The 16,175-nt window shown below is 44.9% G+C and carries 8 protein-coding genes; 7 read left to right on the top strand and 1 reads right to left on the bottom strand.

Annotated elements, in window-relative coordinates; genetic code table 11:
- Nucleotides 1-301 precede the first annotated feature (301 nt).
- The 5 genes from map to QUA97_RS25095 all read left to right on the top strand — a co-directional run bounded on the left by map (nt 302) and on the right by QUA97_RS25095 (nt 11,373).
- The gene (gene map, locus QUA97_RS25115; protein WP_194011501.1) at nt 302-1,129 is read left to right on the top strand and encodes a type I methionyl aminopeptidase; all 828 of its coding nucleotides are present in this window, start codon (nt 302-304) and stop codon (nt 1,127-1,129) included.
- A 391-nt stretch (nt 1,130-1,520) separates the two neighbouring features.
- Nucleotides 1,521-2,213, top strand: a complete 693-nt coding sequence (locus QUA97_RS25110) for a response regulator transcription factor (protein WP_194011497.1) — start codon at nt 1,521-1,523, stop codon at nt 2,211-2,213.
- A 525-nt stretch (nt 2,214-2,738) separates the two neighbouring features.
- On the top strand, nt 2,739-3,104 hold the full coding sequence (locus QUA97_RS25105) for a hypothetical protein (RefSeq protein WP_194011498.1): 366 nt from the start codon (nt 2,739-2,741) through the stop codon (nt 3,102-3,104).
- Between the two features lie 597 nt (nt 3,105-3,701).
- Nucleotides 3,702-8,888 (top strand): WD40 repeat domain-containing protein, encoded by a 5,187-nt coding sequence (locus tag QUA97_RS25100; protein WP_333196844.1) that lies wholly within the window; start codon nt 3,702-3,704, stop codon nt 8,886-8,888.
- Between the two features lie 217 nt (nt 8,889-9,105).
- Nucleotides 9,106-11,373, top strand: a complete 2,268-nt coding sequence (locus QUA97_RS25095) for an FdhF/YdeP family oxidoreductase (protein ID WP_333196842.1) — start codon at nt 9,106-9,108, stop codon at nt 11,371-11,373.
- A gap of 194 nt (nt 11,374-11,567) precedes the next feature.
- On the opposite strand, the gene QUA97_RS25090 is transcribed toward QUA97_RS25095, so the two are convergent.
- On the bottom strand, nt 11,568-12,806 hold the full coding sequence (locus QUA97_RS25090) for a glycosyltransferase (protein ID WP_333196840.1): 1,239 nt from the start codon (nt 12,804-12,806) through the stop codon (nt 11,568-11,570).
- 130 nt (nt 12,807-12,936) lie between these two features.
- Between QUA97_RS25090 and QUA97_RS25085 the strand changes: the two genes are divergently transcribed.
- Both QUA97_RS25085 and QUA97_RS25080 read left to right on the top strand, forming a co-directional pair.
- The gene (locus QUA97_RS25085; protein ID WP_194070562.1) at nt 12,937-13,134 is read left to right on the top strand and encodes a hypothetical protein; all 198 of its coding nucleotides are present in this window, start codon (nt 12,937-12,939) and stop codon (nt 13,132-13,134) included.
- Between the two features lie 440 nt (nt 13,135-13,574).
- Nucleotides 13,575-16,097 carry a protein kinase domain-containing protein gene (locus QUA97_RS25080; RefSeq protein ID WP_333196838.1) on the top strand — a complete coding sequence of 841 codons (2,523 nt, stop codon included), beginning with the start codon at nt 13,575-13,577 and terminating at the stop codon, nt 16,095-16,097.
- Nucleotides 16,098-16,175 lie beyond the last annotated feature (78 nt).

Here is a 16,175-nt window from a genome sequence, read left to right as displayed (position 1 = left end):
CGACGGGGTATCTAAGCCGGATTTGGTAAGTTGTACTGCATTTAAATTGTATTGGGCGATCGGGCGGCACATCAAAAAGCCTCAAATCCTCAAATCCTCTCCCCCTCTCCCCCTTTCTCCCGATCCCTCTCCCCATATCCCCCTTTCCCGTGCCGATGACCAAGAAAAATATTAAACTAGCTGAAAGGACGAGCGATCGACAGTTCGGAACAAGACACCGGTGTTTATCTAAAAAACCGGACATTTACCGTTTTTTGCTTTAACCTGCCTTCAAACTACAAAATTACCTGACATTCAATACATGAATATTTTTAGCAGTCTGCTTTCTGCGCCAACGAAACAACCCCAAGTCACAAAACAGCGTCGAGGCATTGAAATTAAGTCGGAACGCGAAATCGAAATAATGCGGCAGGCGGCGAAAATTGTCGCAACCGTACTGAAAGAAATTTCGCAAATTGTGAAACCGGGAATGACTACTGCAGATTTGGATGTTTATGCCGAAAAACGCATCCGAGAAATGGGTGCAACTCCCAGTTTTAAAGGCTATCACGGTTTCACCGGATCGATTTGCTCTAGCATTAATAACGAAGTTGTTCACGGCATCCCCAGCCGCAAAAAAGTAATTCGTGCCGGAGATGTTCTGAAAGTAGATACGGGAGCATATTACCAAGGTTTTCACGGCGATTCTTGCATCACGATCGCAGTTGTGGAGGTGACACCGGAATCGGCAAAATTAATTAGAGTCGCAGAAGAAGCTCTCTATAAAGGTATCGAACAAGTGAAGGCTGGAGCTTATTTGCTCGATCTCGCCGGTGCGATCGAAGATCATGTCAAAAGCAACGGTTTTAGTATCGTTGAGGAGTTTACCGGCCACGGTGTCGGGCGCAATTTGCACGAGGAACCGTCGGTTTTCAATTTCCGCACTCGCGAAATGCCGAATGTGAAATTGCGATCGGGCATGACATTGGCGATCGAGCCGATTCTGAATGCGGGTTCTAAGTACACTCGGACGCTGGCTGACAAGTGGACTGCTGTAACGGTGGATAATGCTATGTCGGCTCAGTTTGAGCATACTGTGTTGGTGACGGACACCGGTTATGAAATTTTGACCGATCGTTCAAAAGTTTAAGTCGGAATAGTTCAAGAATAGACAAGATTGTAAAAGTCCTTTTCATCAACTTTTAGGGCGCAAAGCGGATCTTCGTCCCACAAGAAAAAAAGATTTTTGTGGGATGAGTTTTTAGCCGATCTGGGATCGATTAACCGCAATACTAATATTAGTTCGTAGTGCGGACTTAAGTTCGCACTACAAACCAAGCGTTTTTGCGGTTAATTGAGCGGATATGATATTATAGCCACTCCTAACTATTTTGGTAATCTTGTCTGTTGCAGCAAAACAAAACTCAAAACTCTTGAGTTTAACCACAATTTTTTGAATTGCTTCTATAGATGGAGTGACAAGAATAGTTAAATTCAGCTAAGTTGACAGATAATAGCGATCGAACTTAAGGGTAACGGATATGTCAGCACGATTATTATTGGTAGATGATGAACCGGGCTTGCGGGAAGCGGTACAAGCTTATTTGGAAGATAGCAATTTTTCGGTTGAGGTTGCCAGTAATGCTCGGGATGGGTGGGAACTTTTGCAGCAGCACAATCCTGATTTGGTGATTTCAGACATCATGATGCCGCAGGTGGACGGCTATCAGTTTCTCAAGCAAGTGCGAGAAGATCCTCGTTATAAGGCTTTGCCGGTGGTGTTTTTGACGGCTAAGGGGATGACGGGCGATCGCATTCAAGGCTATCAAGCCGGCTGCGATGCTTATCTTTCTAAACCCTTCGATCCCGACGAATTAGTAGCAATTGTCACCAATTTGTTAGCGCGCCGCGCGGCGGCTAAGGAGACAGGCGAAAATGCTGAAAGTCCTGATATTGCTGCTTTGGCTAGCCAAATGGCGAGAATTGAGTCTTTGTTGAGCGGGCGGAGTTCGATCGTCCAAAGTGCTTCGCCGATTAAAATTGATTTGACTCCGCGAGAGCAAAGTGTTTTGGATTTGGTTGCTCAAGGTTTGATGAATAAAGAAATTGCTCGCCGTTTGGAAACTAGCGTGCGGAATGTGGAAAAGTACGTCAGCCGCTTGTTTAGCAAGACTGGTACTAACAGCCGTACTGAGTTGGTTCGCTACGCCCTCGAACACGGTTTGACTAAGTAGGATTCCTCTCGACTTTGCTTAGGGCTCTTCCTCCCCGATCTGCGTTCTCGAACACGGTTTGACTAAGTAGGATTCCTCTCGACTTTGCTTAGGGCTCTTCCTCCCCGATCTGCGTTACCAGGCTCTTCCTGGTAACGAGAATGCTGCAAAAAATTAAAAATGTTAAGATATAATTATTGACACATCTGCGGTGCGTATGGTATAGCAAATCAGCTAGCAGGCGGCAGCGCGGGGCTGCGATCGAACTTCTCACCGTTTTGACTATGGGATTGACACTGGCGATCGAGTTCGGGAATTACTTAATTGGAAAACCGGACTGTTTAAGAGTTTTTACGTAGTAAACAGAAGTAGGAACCCTTGACAAAATACCCTCAGTTTCCGCCCGTGCAAACTTCGCGCGAAGTTTCAAAGCTCGAATTATATTTTATCTAACAACAAACTACTATTCATTAATAACAGGGATCTAAAGTAGTGGCGGATGTTGAATTTAGAGGAGAAAAATTTAGTTGATACCAGGAGGATCTCATGCGGAAAATTACGGCGCGACAAAGGATAAGTGCAATGATCGCACTGCCGATCGCACTAATGGCTAATACAAATCAAGCTTTGGCCGCCGATACTGTTCAGAAAATCGATCCAATTAAAGAAGTTTCAACTTTTGGCGACGAGCTAGATTTTGAGATGGCGCTACCAACAACAATCGCGATTGAAGAAAGCGAGGATTGGGATCAACCTGATTTTTCAGCTACTAACTTAGATATGGAGATTACTAAATTTATGACAGAAAATCTGCCACCTATAACTATTGAGGAGCCGCCAGCCGTAGTTTATCTCAGTGCGGCCAGGGGTCAGTCCACCAGACAATGCCGGATTTCCGGGATATGTGAATGATTGAGTCAGATTTGTGCGGTTTGTGCGGTTTGTGCGATCGGCTTTTTCAATAGGTAGAATTCTCGCTGTGCGAGGGTAAAACAATCAGTAAAATCCAGCAGATTTTCCTGAACTTATGCGAATAACAGAGTATGTATTTTTTCGGGTATGCTTTAACTATATCTAGTAAAACAATCGGACAGTTTCAAGGCTTAGGCGTGGGGAGCTATAAACTCGGTTTCTACGAGTTTTGGAAAAATGAGAAATATAAGAAGAAACCGGGTTTCTGAGTTTAGCACATTTGGTTCGTAGTCCGCACTACGAAAGGTTTTGGATTTCTGAGGTTATACCAATTTCAAAAAATAATGCAACAGTATTCTTGTCCCCCACCCTTTACAAGGGGGGGCTAGGGGGGGTCAAAGAGTATTGCATGATTTTAGAGAAATGGTATTAGTATGCGTGCACGATGACATAGATCGGGCTAGTTTTGTAGCAACAAACTCCCTTGTATCAAAGTGATATTCATGCTTAAAAATCCGACAATCCGTAAGGTGCTAAAATCCGTTCCCGAACTTTCTTCTTTCTACAGCATCTATTCCATCATAATTTTCAAAGACTATGATTAACTCGCACTGCAGCCAAGACACCGCAGCACAGCAAAACAAAAGTTCGCTGCAAACTCTCTCTCGCACTCTGTCGATGTCTCAGGGACAATTTTCGCTGATTTTAGTGCGGTGCAATTATAGTGCCATGAAAGAAGAAACTCTACGGCTATTGCGAGAGGAGTCTGGGATTGAGATTCGAGAAATTGTCCTCCCGACATCTGTTAAAACTCTTTACACGACGATAGAAACCGAACTTGACGGTAGCAGGCCGCCAGCTTTAATGGTGTTTGGATTGGAGTCGGTAAGTGCGATCGATCGCGTGCTGACTTCTACCAACTACGTCAGGGAAGAATTTCGCAATAACTTTCCCTTCCCCATAGTGCTGTGGGTGACAGACAAAATACTCAAAAAAATGATTCGGTTAGTAACAGATATCGAGACTTGGACGACAACAGTAGAATTTGTGCAGGGCCCAGATGAATTGATAGATTTTCTGGCCAAAAGTGCCGATCGCATTTTTGCCAGCATTTTAGAAACCGGCAATTGGCGTTTAAGTAATTCTGCCATTCTCGGAGCCAATTCTTTGACAGAACTAGAGTCAGCCAGCCAAGACTTGCAAACTTGCAACATCAGATTAGAACCGGCAATCGAAGCAAATTTACAATTTATTCGCGGTCGAGAAGAATATGCTTGTCACCGCATTGATGCAGCCATTAAATTGTATCAAAAGAGTCTCGATTTTTGGAAATATCAAGTAGCATTTTTGGGAAAGAAAACAGAATTTAGCGACTTATTATTTACCGCTCACCCCGCACCGGCATTAGAAGGAATTCTGCTATTCCACATCGGTCTTTGCTACCGCTTCCAAGCAGAAAAAAACCGCAGCGATCGCCGTCCTTACTGGACAGAAGCTAAGAATTATTTTCAGGAATGTATTAATGTTTTAGAACGCGCGGGACAGTGGGATGCTGTTGGTACATTCATCAATCAACTCGGGGAAGTATTGCAACATTTAGAAGATTGGGATGCACTCTGGAATTTAGCTATCAAAGCTCGGAGGTTACATCAAAATATGAAAAATTCAGCAGTTAATTTAGCTCAAGATTATGGCTTTTTGGCTAGAGTAGCCTTAGAGCAAAAAAACTGGGAAGGGGCGAAAGAATGGGCTTTAATCGCTCTAGAGGTTCTGAACTCCAAATTAAAAGCGACGGGACAGGGAATGCCTGTAAAATCGCAGCATAAAGGCTTGTATCTATTAATTTTAGCAGAGGCTCAGAGGGAGTTGGGCGAGATAGAAGAGGCGATCGCCCATTTAGAGTTTGCTCGCTCGGAAACCCAACCTTGCTACAACCCGCAACTGTATTTGCGGGTTTTAGAAATGCTGCGAGTAGTTTATTTTCAGCGGGGAGAATATCTCAAAGCATTTCAAATCAAGCAAGACTATCGAGGAGTAGAACATACCTATCGGTTTCGAGCTTTTATTGGAGCCGGAAAATTGCAGCCGCACAGAGAAGCGATAGATCCCGCCGAAACAGTTACCTTCGCTGCTACTATTGCTGACGAAATAACTGCTTCCGGTAGAGAACAAGACCTCAACCGATTGATATATAGAATGAACAATACACCCGACAAACTGACAGTAATTTACGGTCAGTCTGGAGTCGGAAAAAGTTCAATTATCACAGGGGGATTAGTCCCCGCTCTCAGACAAAAAAAGATAGAAATGCGGACTGTTTTACCGATCGTGCTGCAGGTTTACAATAACTGGCCCCAGGAATTGACCAGACAGTTATCTGCTGCGAAAGCTGAAATATTCAATCTCGAAAGTTCTGAAGCAGTACCTAGTTCCGCAGAGGTTGATTTGACCCCAGCAGCAGGCGCAGTCAAGAAAAAGCTTGTTTCGACTGCGGAAAATCTGGATATAATTAAGGATTTACAGCCTGTAGAAATAATCGTCAAAAAACAGGCGATCGAATACGAAAAAATTATCAAAGAACTGCAAAAAAATTCCGAACATCTAGTGACAGTTCTGATATTTGACCAATTTGAAGAATTCTTTTTCGTGTGGAAAGAGCCAACAGAAAGGCAGATATTTTTTGAATTTTTGCGGGAATGCTTGAAAATCAAGTATTTAAAAGTCGTCCTGTCTTTGCGGGAAGATTACCTGCACTATTTGCTGGAATTTTCCCGACCAAAAAACCAAACACAATTTATCAATAATGATATTTTGGCTGACGTTCTCAGCAAAGATATTCTATTTTATTTGGGAAATTTTTCCCTAGCAGATGCGCGATCGGTAATTCACACTTTAACTGAGCGATCGCAATTTAACTTAGAACCGGAGCTAATCGAAGAATTAGTCAAAGATTTAGCTGGAGAATTGGGAGAAGTCCGCCCGATCGAACTACAACTTGTCGGCGCTCAACTGCAACAAGAAAACATTAGAACTTTAAGCCAATATCAGGAACTAGGTAACAATCCCAAACAAAAATTAGTCGAAAATTTTCTCGAAGAAGTAATCAAAGATTGCGGCCCCGAAAATGAAGGGGCGGTGCGCCGAGTTTTGTATTTCCTTACAGACGAAAATGAGATTCGCCCCCTGAAAACTCGTGCCGAATTAGCCTCCGATTTAGCGACAGTTGCCGAATCGGAAAAGTTAGATTTAGTTTTAGAACTGTTAGTAAAATCCGGTTTAGTTTTTCAGTGGATGGAACTGCCGGCAGAGCTTTATCAACTGGTTCACGACTATTTAGTTAGCTTCATTCGCCAGCAACAGGAATTAGATAACAAGGCTGAATTTGAGGAACTGCGAAAGCAAAACAAAATTAACCGAGACGAAATTGACCAAATTCGCAAAGATAGAGAGCGAGATGCTTTGCTGTCGGAAGCTAGAGATAAACAGCGCCAAGCCCGAGACAAACAGCACGAAGCGGAAGCTCAACTTTACAAAAGTCGGAGATGGCAATTGCGGGCGGCGGTGTTGGGAGTGCTGGTACTCGGAGGAGTTTCGGCGATGGCATTTTATCAAGCAAAATTAGCAGAAAGCGCGCGACAAGAGGCGGAAACAAGTCGGACAGATGCCTTAAATTCGGCATCGGAAGCTTTGGTGGTTTCTAACGATCAAAATCAATTAGCAGTGTTGAAAAATAGTATCAAAATCGGTCGCGGTTCTCAGAAAAGTACAGCGCTACCTGTGGATACTAAAAATCAAATTACTGAGAGGCTCAGACAAGCTGTTTCAGGAGTGCAAGAACGCAATCGTTTCGAGCAGCACGATAAGTCTGTTTTGGATGTAAGTGTCAGTCCAGATGGCAATTTTGTTGCTTCGGCAAGTGCTGACAAAACTGTTAAATTGTTGAGCAAAGAAGGTAAGTTATTAAAGACTTTTAAGCACGGCGATATTGTGACGAGTGTGAGTTTTAGCCCGGATGGGAAAACGATCGCGACTGGTGGTGCCGATCGCACAATTAAAATTTGGCAAGTAGATAATGACCAAAGTGCGATCGCTACTTTATCCGGCCACCGCGATATCGTCACCAGCGTTAGCTTCAGCCCCGACGGCAAAACCCTAGCTTCTGCGAGTCACGACAACACCGTAAAAATCTGGAATCTGGGAAACAAAAAATTGCTGCAAACCTTAACCGGACACAAAGATTGGGTACTCGGCGTGAGTTTCAGCCCCGACGGCAAAACAATTGCCTCCGCAAGTGCTGACAAAACTATCAAACTTTGGAACCGACAAGGTAAAACCCAGAAATTTCAAATTAATCCCAAAACATTAACCAAACATTCTGACATTGTATACAGCGTTAAGTTCAGCCCAAACAATCGAGAACTCGTCTCAGCCAGTGCCGACACCACAGCCAAAATTTGGAACCGAAAGGGTGAGGAAATCACAACTCTCAAAGGACACAACGATGAAGTTCTGAGTGCGAGTTTCAGTAGCGACAGCGAAAAAGTTGTCACCGGCAGCGCCGACGATACGGTAAAAGTTTGGAGTCGCAGCGGCACATTGCTAAGCACTTTTCGAGGAAATAAAGATGATGTAAGGGCAGTAAGTTTCAGTCGCGACGGCACGATTGCCTCCGCAAGTAAGGACAAAATGGTAAAAATTTGGCAACCGGACAGAACTCCGTTGAATCAGATTTTATTGGGACACGAAGACTGGGTTTACAAAGTCAGTTTTAGTGCAGATGGCAAAACAATTGCTTCTGCTAGCGGAGACAAGACAGTGAGACTTTGGCGCACTGATGGCAGTTTATTAAAAATCTTAGAAGGTCATCAGGATTCTGTAATTTGGACGAGCTTTTCACCGGACAATAAAACTGTTGCTTCTGCCAGCAATGACAAAACGGTGAAAGTTTGGAGTTTAGACGGAAAACTGTTAGATACTTTGAAGCATAACGGCGTTGTTAGAAGCGTGAGTTTTAGTCCAGATGGCAAGATAATTGCCACCGCCAGCGGTGCCGATCGCAAATTGTACCTCTGGCGCTGGAACGGTTCTAAAGCAACTTTGCTGACAAAACTCGATCATACCAATCCAGTGATTAGCGTTAGTTTCAGTCCCGACGGCAAAACTATTGCTACTGCTACGGCTGCTGACAACAAGGAAAGCGGGAAAAACAATGTGGGTGAAATTGCTGCAGAAAAAAAAGTTTACCTCTGGCAATTTAACGGTTCGTCGGCGAAGCGTTTGACAACTCTCAACCACGAAGATACGGTTAGAAATGTGACTTTTAGTCCCGACGGTAAGACAATTGCTGCTGCTTGTGCTGACAAAAAAGTTTATTTGTGGGCGTTTGATGGAACGGTGGCAAATTTAACTGAAAAACTAGACCACAGCGATACTGTGGAAAGTGTTAGTTTCAGTCCAGACGGCAAGTGGATTGCGGCGGCGAGTGCGGGAAATACTGTTAAGCTGTGGAATTTTAACGGTAGGAAGGCGCTGCTATCTAAAACTTTGGCATTGGGCGATCGGGTGTTGAGCGTTACTTTTAGTTCTGACAGCAAAACTCTGGCTTTTGCTAATAGGGATAAGACTATAATTCTCTTGCCTTTGCAAAATTTGGAACTGAATAATATTATTGCTCGTAGTTGCGAATGGGTGGGAGATTATTTGCAGAATGACCCGAATGTTACTGAGGGCGATCGAATGCTTTGTCTGGGGTTTGGGAAGCAAGCCTTAAATAAAAACAAGTAAACCCTCAAGGATTATCCCTCTCGATCTCGCTTTTATGCGGATGAAGAATGACTTGCTTTCCGATGCTGCAAACCTAGATTTAAATAGAGATTGAAACATCTATCTGTTGACAGGTTTTTTAAGCTGTAAAATTGCGGTAAAATTTTAGTCATAAATTTAACTTCTTTGGCGGTTCGCCCGTCGCATCAACCCGCAATTCAAACCAAAGGTAAACCGTATGGACACCAACTCCCAAAATATCCAACCCGTTCCGCCCTTCAACGAGAAAAATGAGGAAACACCAGACATTGGTGGCGGTTTACCCGTAATTGAGTTTTGGGCAGAACATACTTTGTCCCCGGAAGGCCCGAAACTTTGGAAAACTTTGCTTCACAATAGTGCTTGTTTGTCATGTTCTTGGGGCACTGGCGGGCAGAAAGGAGGCTTTACTAATGAAGAGGGCGAAAAACTTCAGCGCTGCATGAAAAGCGTTGAAGCAATCTCCGCTGAAATTAAACCTGCTGTGAAGACAAGCTATTTTGAACAGCACAATATTTCAGAACTTCAACAATTAAGTTCTATGCAAGCAGATAGACTGGGAAGGTTGAGTTTTCCGATGATTTTGCGGGCTGGTTCGTCTCATTACGATCGCATTTCTTGGGAAGAAGTTTATCAAATTGCCGAGGCTGCGTTTCGCAAAACCCCCGAAAGAGTCGCATCTTACAGTTCCGGTCGCTCTTCCAACGAGGCGGCTTTTTTACTGCAATTGATGATGCGGGCGATGGGTTCCAATAACTTAGCAGATTGTTCGGATTTGTGCCACGCTCCCTCGACAACTGGGTTAAGCGAAATGTTTGCTACCCGCACCTCAATAGTGAGTCTAGAAAACTTGAAGCAAGCAGATTGCGTCGTGCTCGCGGGCGCGAATTCTGCCTACAACCATCCCCGCTTCATGAACGAGTTGATTAAAATCCGCGACAAAGGCGGTAAAATAATTGTAATTAACCCAGTGATGGAAATCGGGTTAGTCAAATTTGGTTCTCCAGCATTTCCCGTCAAGTCGCTCATCCCGGGTTCCGATATTTCCTCGCTCTACTTGCAACCAATTCCCGGCAGCGACACTGCCTTATTTGTCGGCATTCAAAAATCTGTAATCGAACAAGGATTGCTGGATGAAAAATATTTGCAAGCCCACACCGAAGGCTGGGAAGCAGTAGTGCAGCACGCCCGCGAAACCGACTGGGAAACTATTACTACAACTTGCGGAGTTTCGCAAGCAGAAATTGAGGAAGCCGCCAAAATTATCGGCAATTCAAAGCGAGTTGTATTCGGTTGGGCGATGGGAATTACCCAACAACAAAACGGCGTAGATAATGTTTTTAGCATTGCTAATACTGCCTTGATGACGGGAAATGTCGGCAAAGAAGGGGCGGGATTAATGCCCGTGAGAGGACACTCAAACGTCCAAGGATTCGGCTCTATGGGCGTGACTGTGAAGCTGAAAAAAGAAATCCAACACACTCTCGAACAGTTGTTGGGGCGTCCCCTGAGTCGCGTTAAGGGTTACGAAACTCGATCGCTCATTGAAGCAGCAGATGCAGGCAAAGTCGATACGCTACTCTGTCTGGGCGGCAACCTGTACGGGGCAAATCCAGATTCTAATCAAGCAAAACGCGCTTTAGGTAAGATTGAAACTATTATCTACCTCGCAACCAAACCGAACTTAGGGCATTTTAACGGATTGGCAAAGCACAATACAATTGTGATTCCCGTGCTGAATCGCTTTGAAAACCCCCACAAAACAACGGTGGAATCTGGTAATAACTTTGTGCGTTTCAATGATGAAGGCGAAACTCACCTCAAAGAGGCTGACTTAATTCCAGAAGTGCATTTTTTGACCGAATTGGCGAGCAGAATTCACGGCAGTTATCCGGTAGACTGGCGCCAACTGCAAGATACGCGATACATTCGACAATTGATTGCTAAAACAATTCCCGGCTATGAAAAAATGGCAACAATTGATGATACAAAAGAGGAATTTACCATCAGCGGGCGGATTTTTATGGAACCTAAATTCCCCACTGATTCCGGCAAAGCCAAGATGTTTGTCGCGCCTTTACCTGTCCTGAAATTACCGGAAATTAAAGATTTTGGTGTATCGGAATCGGTGCGCGGTTTAGTGGTAGCCTTGATGACGGGACGCAGTTATTCTCAGCACAATACTGTGGTTTACAAAATTGATGACAAGTACCGGGGAATGCCGCACCGCAACTGCATTTTAATGAATCGCGAGGATGCAGAAAGCGCGGGTTTGCAAGAACATCAGCGGGTTACGGTGCAGGGAAATGCGGGGAAAATGGAAAATGTTGAGGTGATTTACGGGGCGGTTCGTGCGGGTGCTGCTTTGATGTTTTATCCTGAAGTTAATGTGATTTTTCACCCGGAGATTGAAAAGCGATCGGGCACGCCTGCTTACAAGCGAGTACCTGCTTTGGTATACGCATAAATTTGGGATTATACCAATTTTATAAAGTAGCGCTAGATATTACCCCCCCAACCCCCCCGCGACTTCGGGGGGGCTAGAACTTCATACATAGCAAATCTTTAGAAAAATGGTATCATTCTGAGAGTTTTCCGGCACGATCGCAAATCTCGAATTTAACGCACCCTACTAATTTTTGTCAGCTCAAAAATCGGGGATTAATTGTTGATTTGCAAAGCTCTCCCGCGCCAAGTCCATCCCCAACCGGTTTCTGTTTTGATGGCGGAACCGATCGCAATTGCGGCAATTAACGTACCTCCCAAACCTCCCAACCACCAGTATTTCGTCGAACACTCGGAAATTTCGGCACCCAAGCGGCGCAAAGTGTAATGAGACCAAATTACGATTGCCGATAAACAAATAGTTAACAAGGTAATTGGTAATTGGTAATTCGTAATTGGTAATTGGTAATTGGTAATTAGGTTAGCAATTTCGCCGTTAACCAGCAAAATACCTAATGCCAACCAGGGCATCGGATAAAGAAAAAACATTATGGCGGCCATGTAAACCATCATGCCCCAATTGCGGTTAGCGCCGAGATACAAATTCTTTGTCCAGCCTTCCCACAAGGCGCTCCAAGACCGATACATCCGCACAGATGCCAAATTTGCCCCGGAATAAAGTCCGAGCTTTAAACTCGCACGTTTGATGCGTCTGGCTAATTCCACATCTTCGACAATTTCGCCGGCAACGGCTTCGTGTCCGCCGATTTTTTCGTAGGCCGATCGCCTAAATAGCATAAATGGGCCGCCGGCAAAAGCACTGTCTGTTTTTGCAGGATCGTTAACAGCGGTAAAATCGAAGCAAACTGCTAAATGATTGAACATTAACGGCTGTACCAACCATTCGGCAAAACACTCGCAAACCAGGGCTGGCATACAGGTAAACAAGTCTATTTTCTCTGTTTCTGCTGTGGCAATTGCGGTTTCGATCGCCCCTGGTTTGAGCCGCACGTCGGCATCGATAAATAATAGGAAGTCTCCGGTTGCTTCCTGGAAAGCTTGGGCGCAGGCCCAGTTTTTGCCGGCCCAATATTGGTTGGTAGGTCGCGGCTGACCTGCTAATATTTTAAGGCGGGGGTCATTGAGTTCCTGTTGTAGGGTTTGGGCGATCGACTTAGTGTCGTCTGTCGATCGATCGTCTGCAATCAAAACCTCTAGGTTGTCCTCCGTCAGCGCTGTACTCTCCAAAATGGCGATCGCGCAATCCCGAATATTCTCCGCTTCGTTGTATGCTGGTACGATTACCGAAACTTTGGGGAAGAGCCCGGTAGAGGGCTGTAACTGCTGAGCCGAACTGCTGTCAGTGCGAGGCGCATTTTGCACCGATCGGTGCAAATTCTTAGTGTAAGCTCTACTTACAATCAGAGAAAAAATTAACAGGGTTAACAATATCAAAGCGAACTGACCTCAAAATTTCGGTGCACAGTTTGTCTCCTTAAATATTAAAAAATATTAAAACAAAAAGCTAGTCGATCGCCCGGAAAGTTATTTTAGCGACCTCTTTTGCTATAATTTGTGAGCATCTTTGGCTTCGCCCGCAGCAAGGGGTCTTACCCCTCACCCGGTCAGCGACCTAAAAGCCGAGGATAAATATCAGTCAAGAGAGGATATGGCAATGGGCGAATTTCTGACAGTCGATGTGTTGGCGGACACGATAGCGATACTCGGTGCGTTGGGTTTTTTCTTTTTAGGATATCAAGCTTTGCAGATGTTAAAAAGATAAAGTATAGCCTTTCTGTGCTCTCATAGGAGGTACTATCGGGGATCGGGCATAGGGCATAGGCCAAACAGGGCATAGGCAAAACAGGGCATAGGCAAAACCGGGCATACCTCACCACGCGATCGAACCGCTATATTAGGCAATTTACCATTCGGCGAGCAGTTGCGGTGGAATACAGTTAAATGCTGGTCGGGTGGGCATCGGGCTCGCCAAAAATCTGCAATTTAAATGTAAAATAACTGACGGGCCAAAAAACCGAAGCCCCCGACGCTATGAGTTTGGAAAGCCAACAATTTTAGACTTTTGTTCGAGTTTCCCGATGAATCTGTGAAGTAAATCTCAAATCTCAAATCTCAAATCGACGGACTTACTTACAACTCAAAACTACCGACTGTGAAACTGTTTCTTGCGAAAATCAACCAAAAAAAGGCTGCGTTATAATCATGGTGAGCCAACTTTTAGATGGACGCTATCAAATCATTGAAGTCATAGAAACAGGAGAATTTGGACAAACCTATCTAGCCAAAGATATTCGCCGTCCCGGTGAACCGCAGTGCTTTGTCAAACACCTGCGTCCGGGTACCAGTGAACCGAAATTAATTAATACTACGCGCCGTCTTTTCCAAAAAGAAGCAGAAGTTCTAGAAAAGCTCGGTCAACACGATCAAATTCCTCAGCTATTCGCTTATTTTGAAGAAAATGAAGAATTTTTCTTAGTTGAATCTTTTATTCCCGGTCACTCGCTATCAACGGAGATTGTACCGGGGAAGCCTTTAGCAGAAGAAAAGCTCATTCTTTTGTTGAAAGAACTGTTAGAAATTTTAGTGTTTGTACACGGACAGGGAGTAATTCACCGAGATATTAAACCGGCTAATTTAATCCGCCGCTATTCTGACAACAAGTTAGTGCTGATCGACTTTGGCTCGGTGAAAGAAATTCACATTGCTCAAAGACAAGCGCCGGTAACTGTGCGGATTGGGACGCTGGAATATATGCCGATCGAGCAATTTCAATACAACCCCCAACTCAACAGCGATATCTACGCCTTGGGAATGATTGGTATCCAAGCAATGACGGGTTTGCCGGCTTACGATTTGCCGAAACTGCGGGATTTGAAAAATTCTAATAAAGGCGAAATTGTTTGGCGGCATTTAGCGGCGTGTTCCCAAGCGCTGGCCGATGTTTTGGACAATATGGTGCGCTACGATTATCGGGAACGCTACCAGTCGGCGGCGGAAGCTTTAGCCGATTTGAGGAAAATTGGCGATCGATCGCGCGCGCGGATTCCCAAGCTGACAATATATCGCGAAGAAGTCGATCGGCGCAGCAGCAGCCGGGGTGACATTACAGTTGTCGGGCGGAGAATATTAGAAGAATTGCGCGTCAGTTTGGAATTGCTACCAGAAGAAGCAGAGGCGATCGAAGATGAGGTATTGAACCCTTACCGCAAATACAGGCAAAAAGGCGAACGCTACGAACAATCGCTGCAAGAAGCAATGCAGCAAGAATATCCCTTTTCTCTGGAAACTCGCGACGAGTTAAAGCGCTTGCAGCAAGTGTTAGGGCTTACGGACGAAGATGCCGCGAGAATTGAAGAATTAGTCGTTCCTAAATCTTTATTCGCTAAATTGTACAAGGCGATCGCCACAGTGTTGGACGGACACCGCAACCCCAACCCGAAAACAGAATTGCAGCCAACTCTGGCGGTATCCCCGGAGGTGGATCTGAACGGAAAAACCGATTTGTCGTTAGCGCAGCCCGCCCCTACGGGGGCTACGCCAACGGAGAGGATCCCCACTCCCCCAGTAATTGTCCCCAAAGAACCTCGCAAATTCAATCCTTATCTCGCCGGAGCAACCATTGCAGCACTCTTAGCGGCGATCGGCGGAATTTACGGATATCTCAAATGGCAAGAAGGCGAGCAAGGATTGCAACAAGAAGCCCAACAGCTCAATCAAATTGAATCTCTCTATCAAGCCAGCAATTATGAAGGCTGTATCAACCAAATCCCCACAATTCCCAACACCAACAGCAGCTATGATTCCGCCCAAAAGTTACAGCAACAGTGCCAAGCAGGCCTGCGCTGGAAAAACGCCAAAGTCAAAAACTTTGCCCAGCATTCAGATGCCGTCGGGGCAGTTGCTTTCAGTCCAGACGGCTTAATGTTAGCCAGCGGTTCAAAAGACAAAACCGTCCAAATTTGGGATTTAGCTACAGGCAAATCGATCCGCACTTTCGCCGGAGATTCATCCACCATTTGGTCGGTTGCTTTCAACTCAAGCGGTACAAAACTTGCGACAGGAACAGGTTTTTGGAGAGTCATGCTCTGGGATTTGAAAACAGGGCAAGGGACGCGCCTTCTTGACCACACAGCTTCTGTTTGGTCAGTCGCTTTCAGCCCCGACGACAAGCTGATTGCTAGCGGCAGCGGAGACAAAACCACGAAAATTTCGGATGCAGCAACTGGTAGTTTGATCTATAATTTGCCAGACCATACAGATTTTGTTTATTCTGTTGCTTTCACTCCCGATGGCAAAAGTTTAGTTAGCGGTTCTAAGGACAAAAAAATTACAATTGTTGATGTAGCAACGGGCAACTTGATCAAAACTCTTGAGGGACACGGCGACCAAGTGAGGTCAGTTGCTGTCAGCCCGGACGGCAAAACCATTGTGAGCGGTTCCTACGATGAAACTATTAAAATTTGGGATATCGAAACAGGAGATTTAATTCGGTCGATTAAAGGACATTCTGACGATGTTGTCTCGGTGGCTATTAGCCCGGACGGAAAGTTTATTGCCAGCGGGAGCAAGGATAAAACTATTAAAATTTGGGACTTTGCTACCGGAGAATTGCTGAATACTTTGACCGGACATACCGATGAGGTTTATGTAGTGGCTTTTAGTCCCGACGGCAAAACTATTGCTAGCGGTTCTAAAGACAATACTATTAAGTTGTGGCTCAGGTAATTTGAAGTCATTAGTCATTAGTCATTAGTCATTAGTCATTAGTCATTAGTCATTAGTCATTAGTCATTAGTCATTAGT

The sequence above is a fragment of the Microcoleus sp. CZ3-B2 genome (assembly GCF_036705055.1).
Lineage (GTDB): Bacteria > Cyanobacteriota > Cyanobacteriia > Cyanobacteriales > Microcoleaceae > Microcoleus.
The sequence above is the reverse complement of the archived record's forward strand: the minus strand, read 5'-3'. Positions and strand labels throughout refer to the sequence as shown.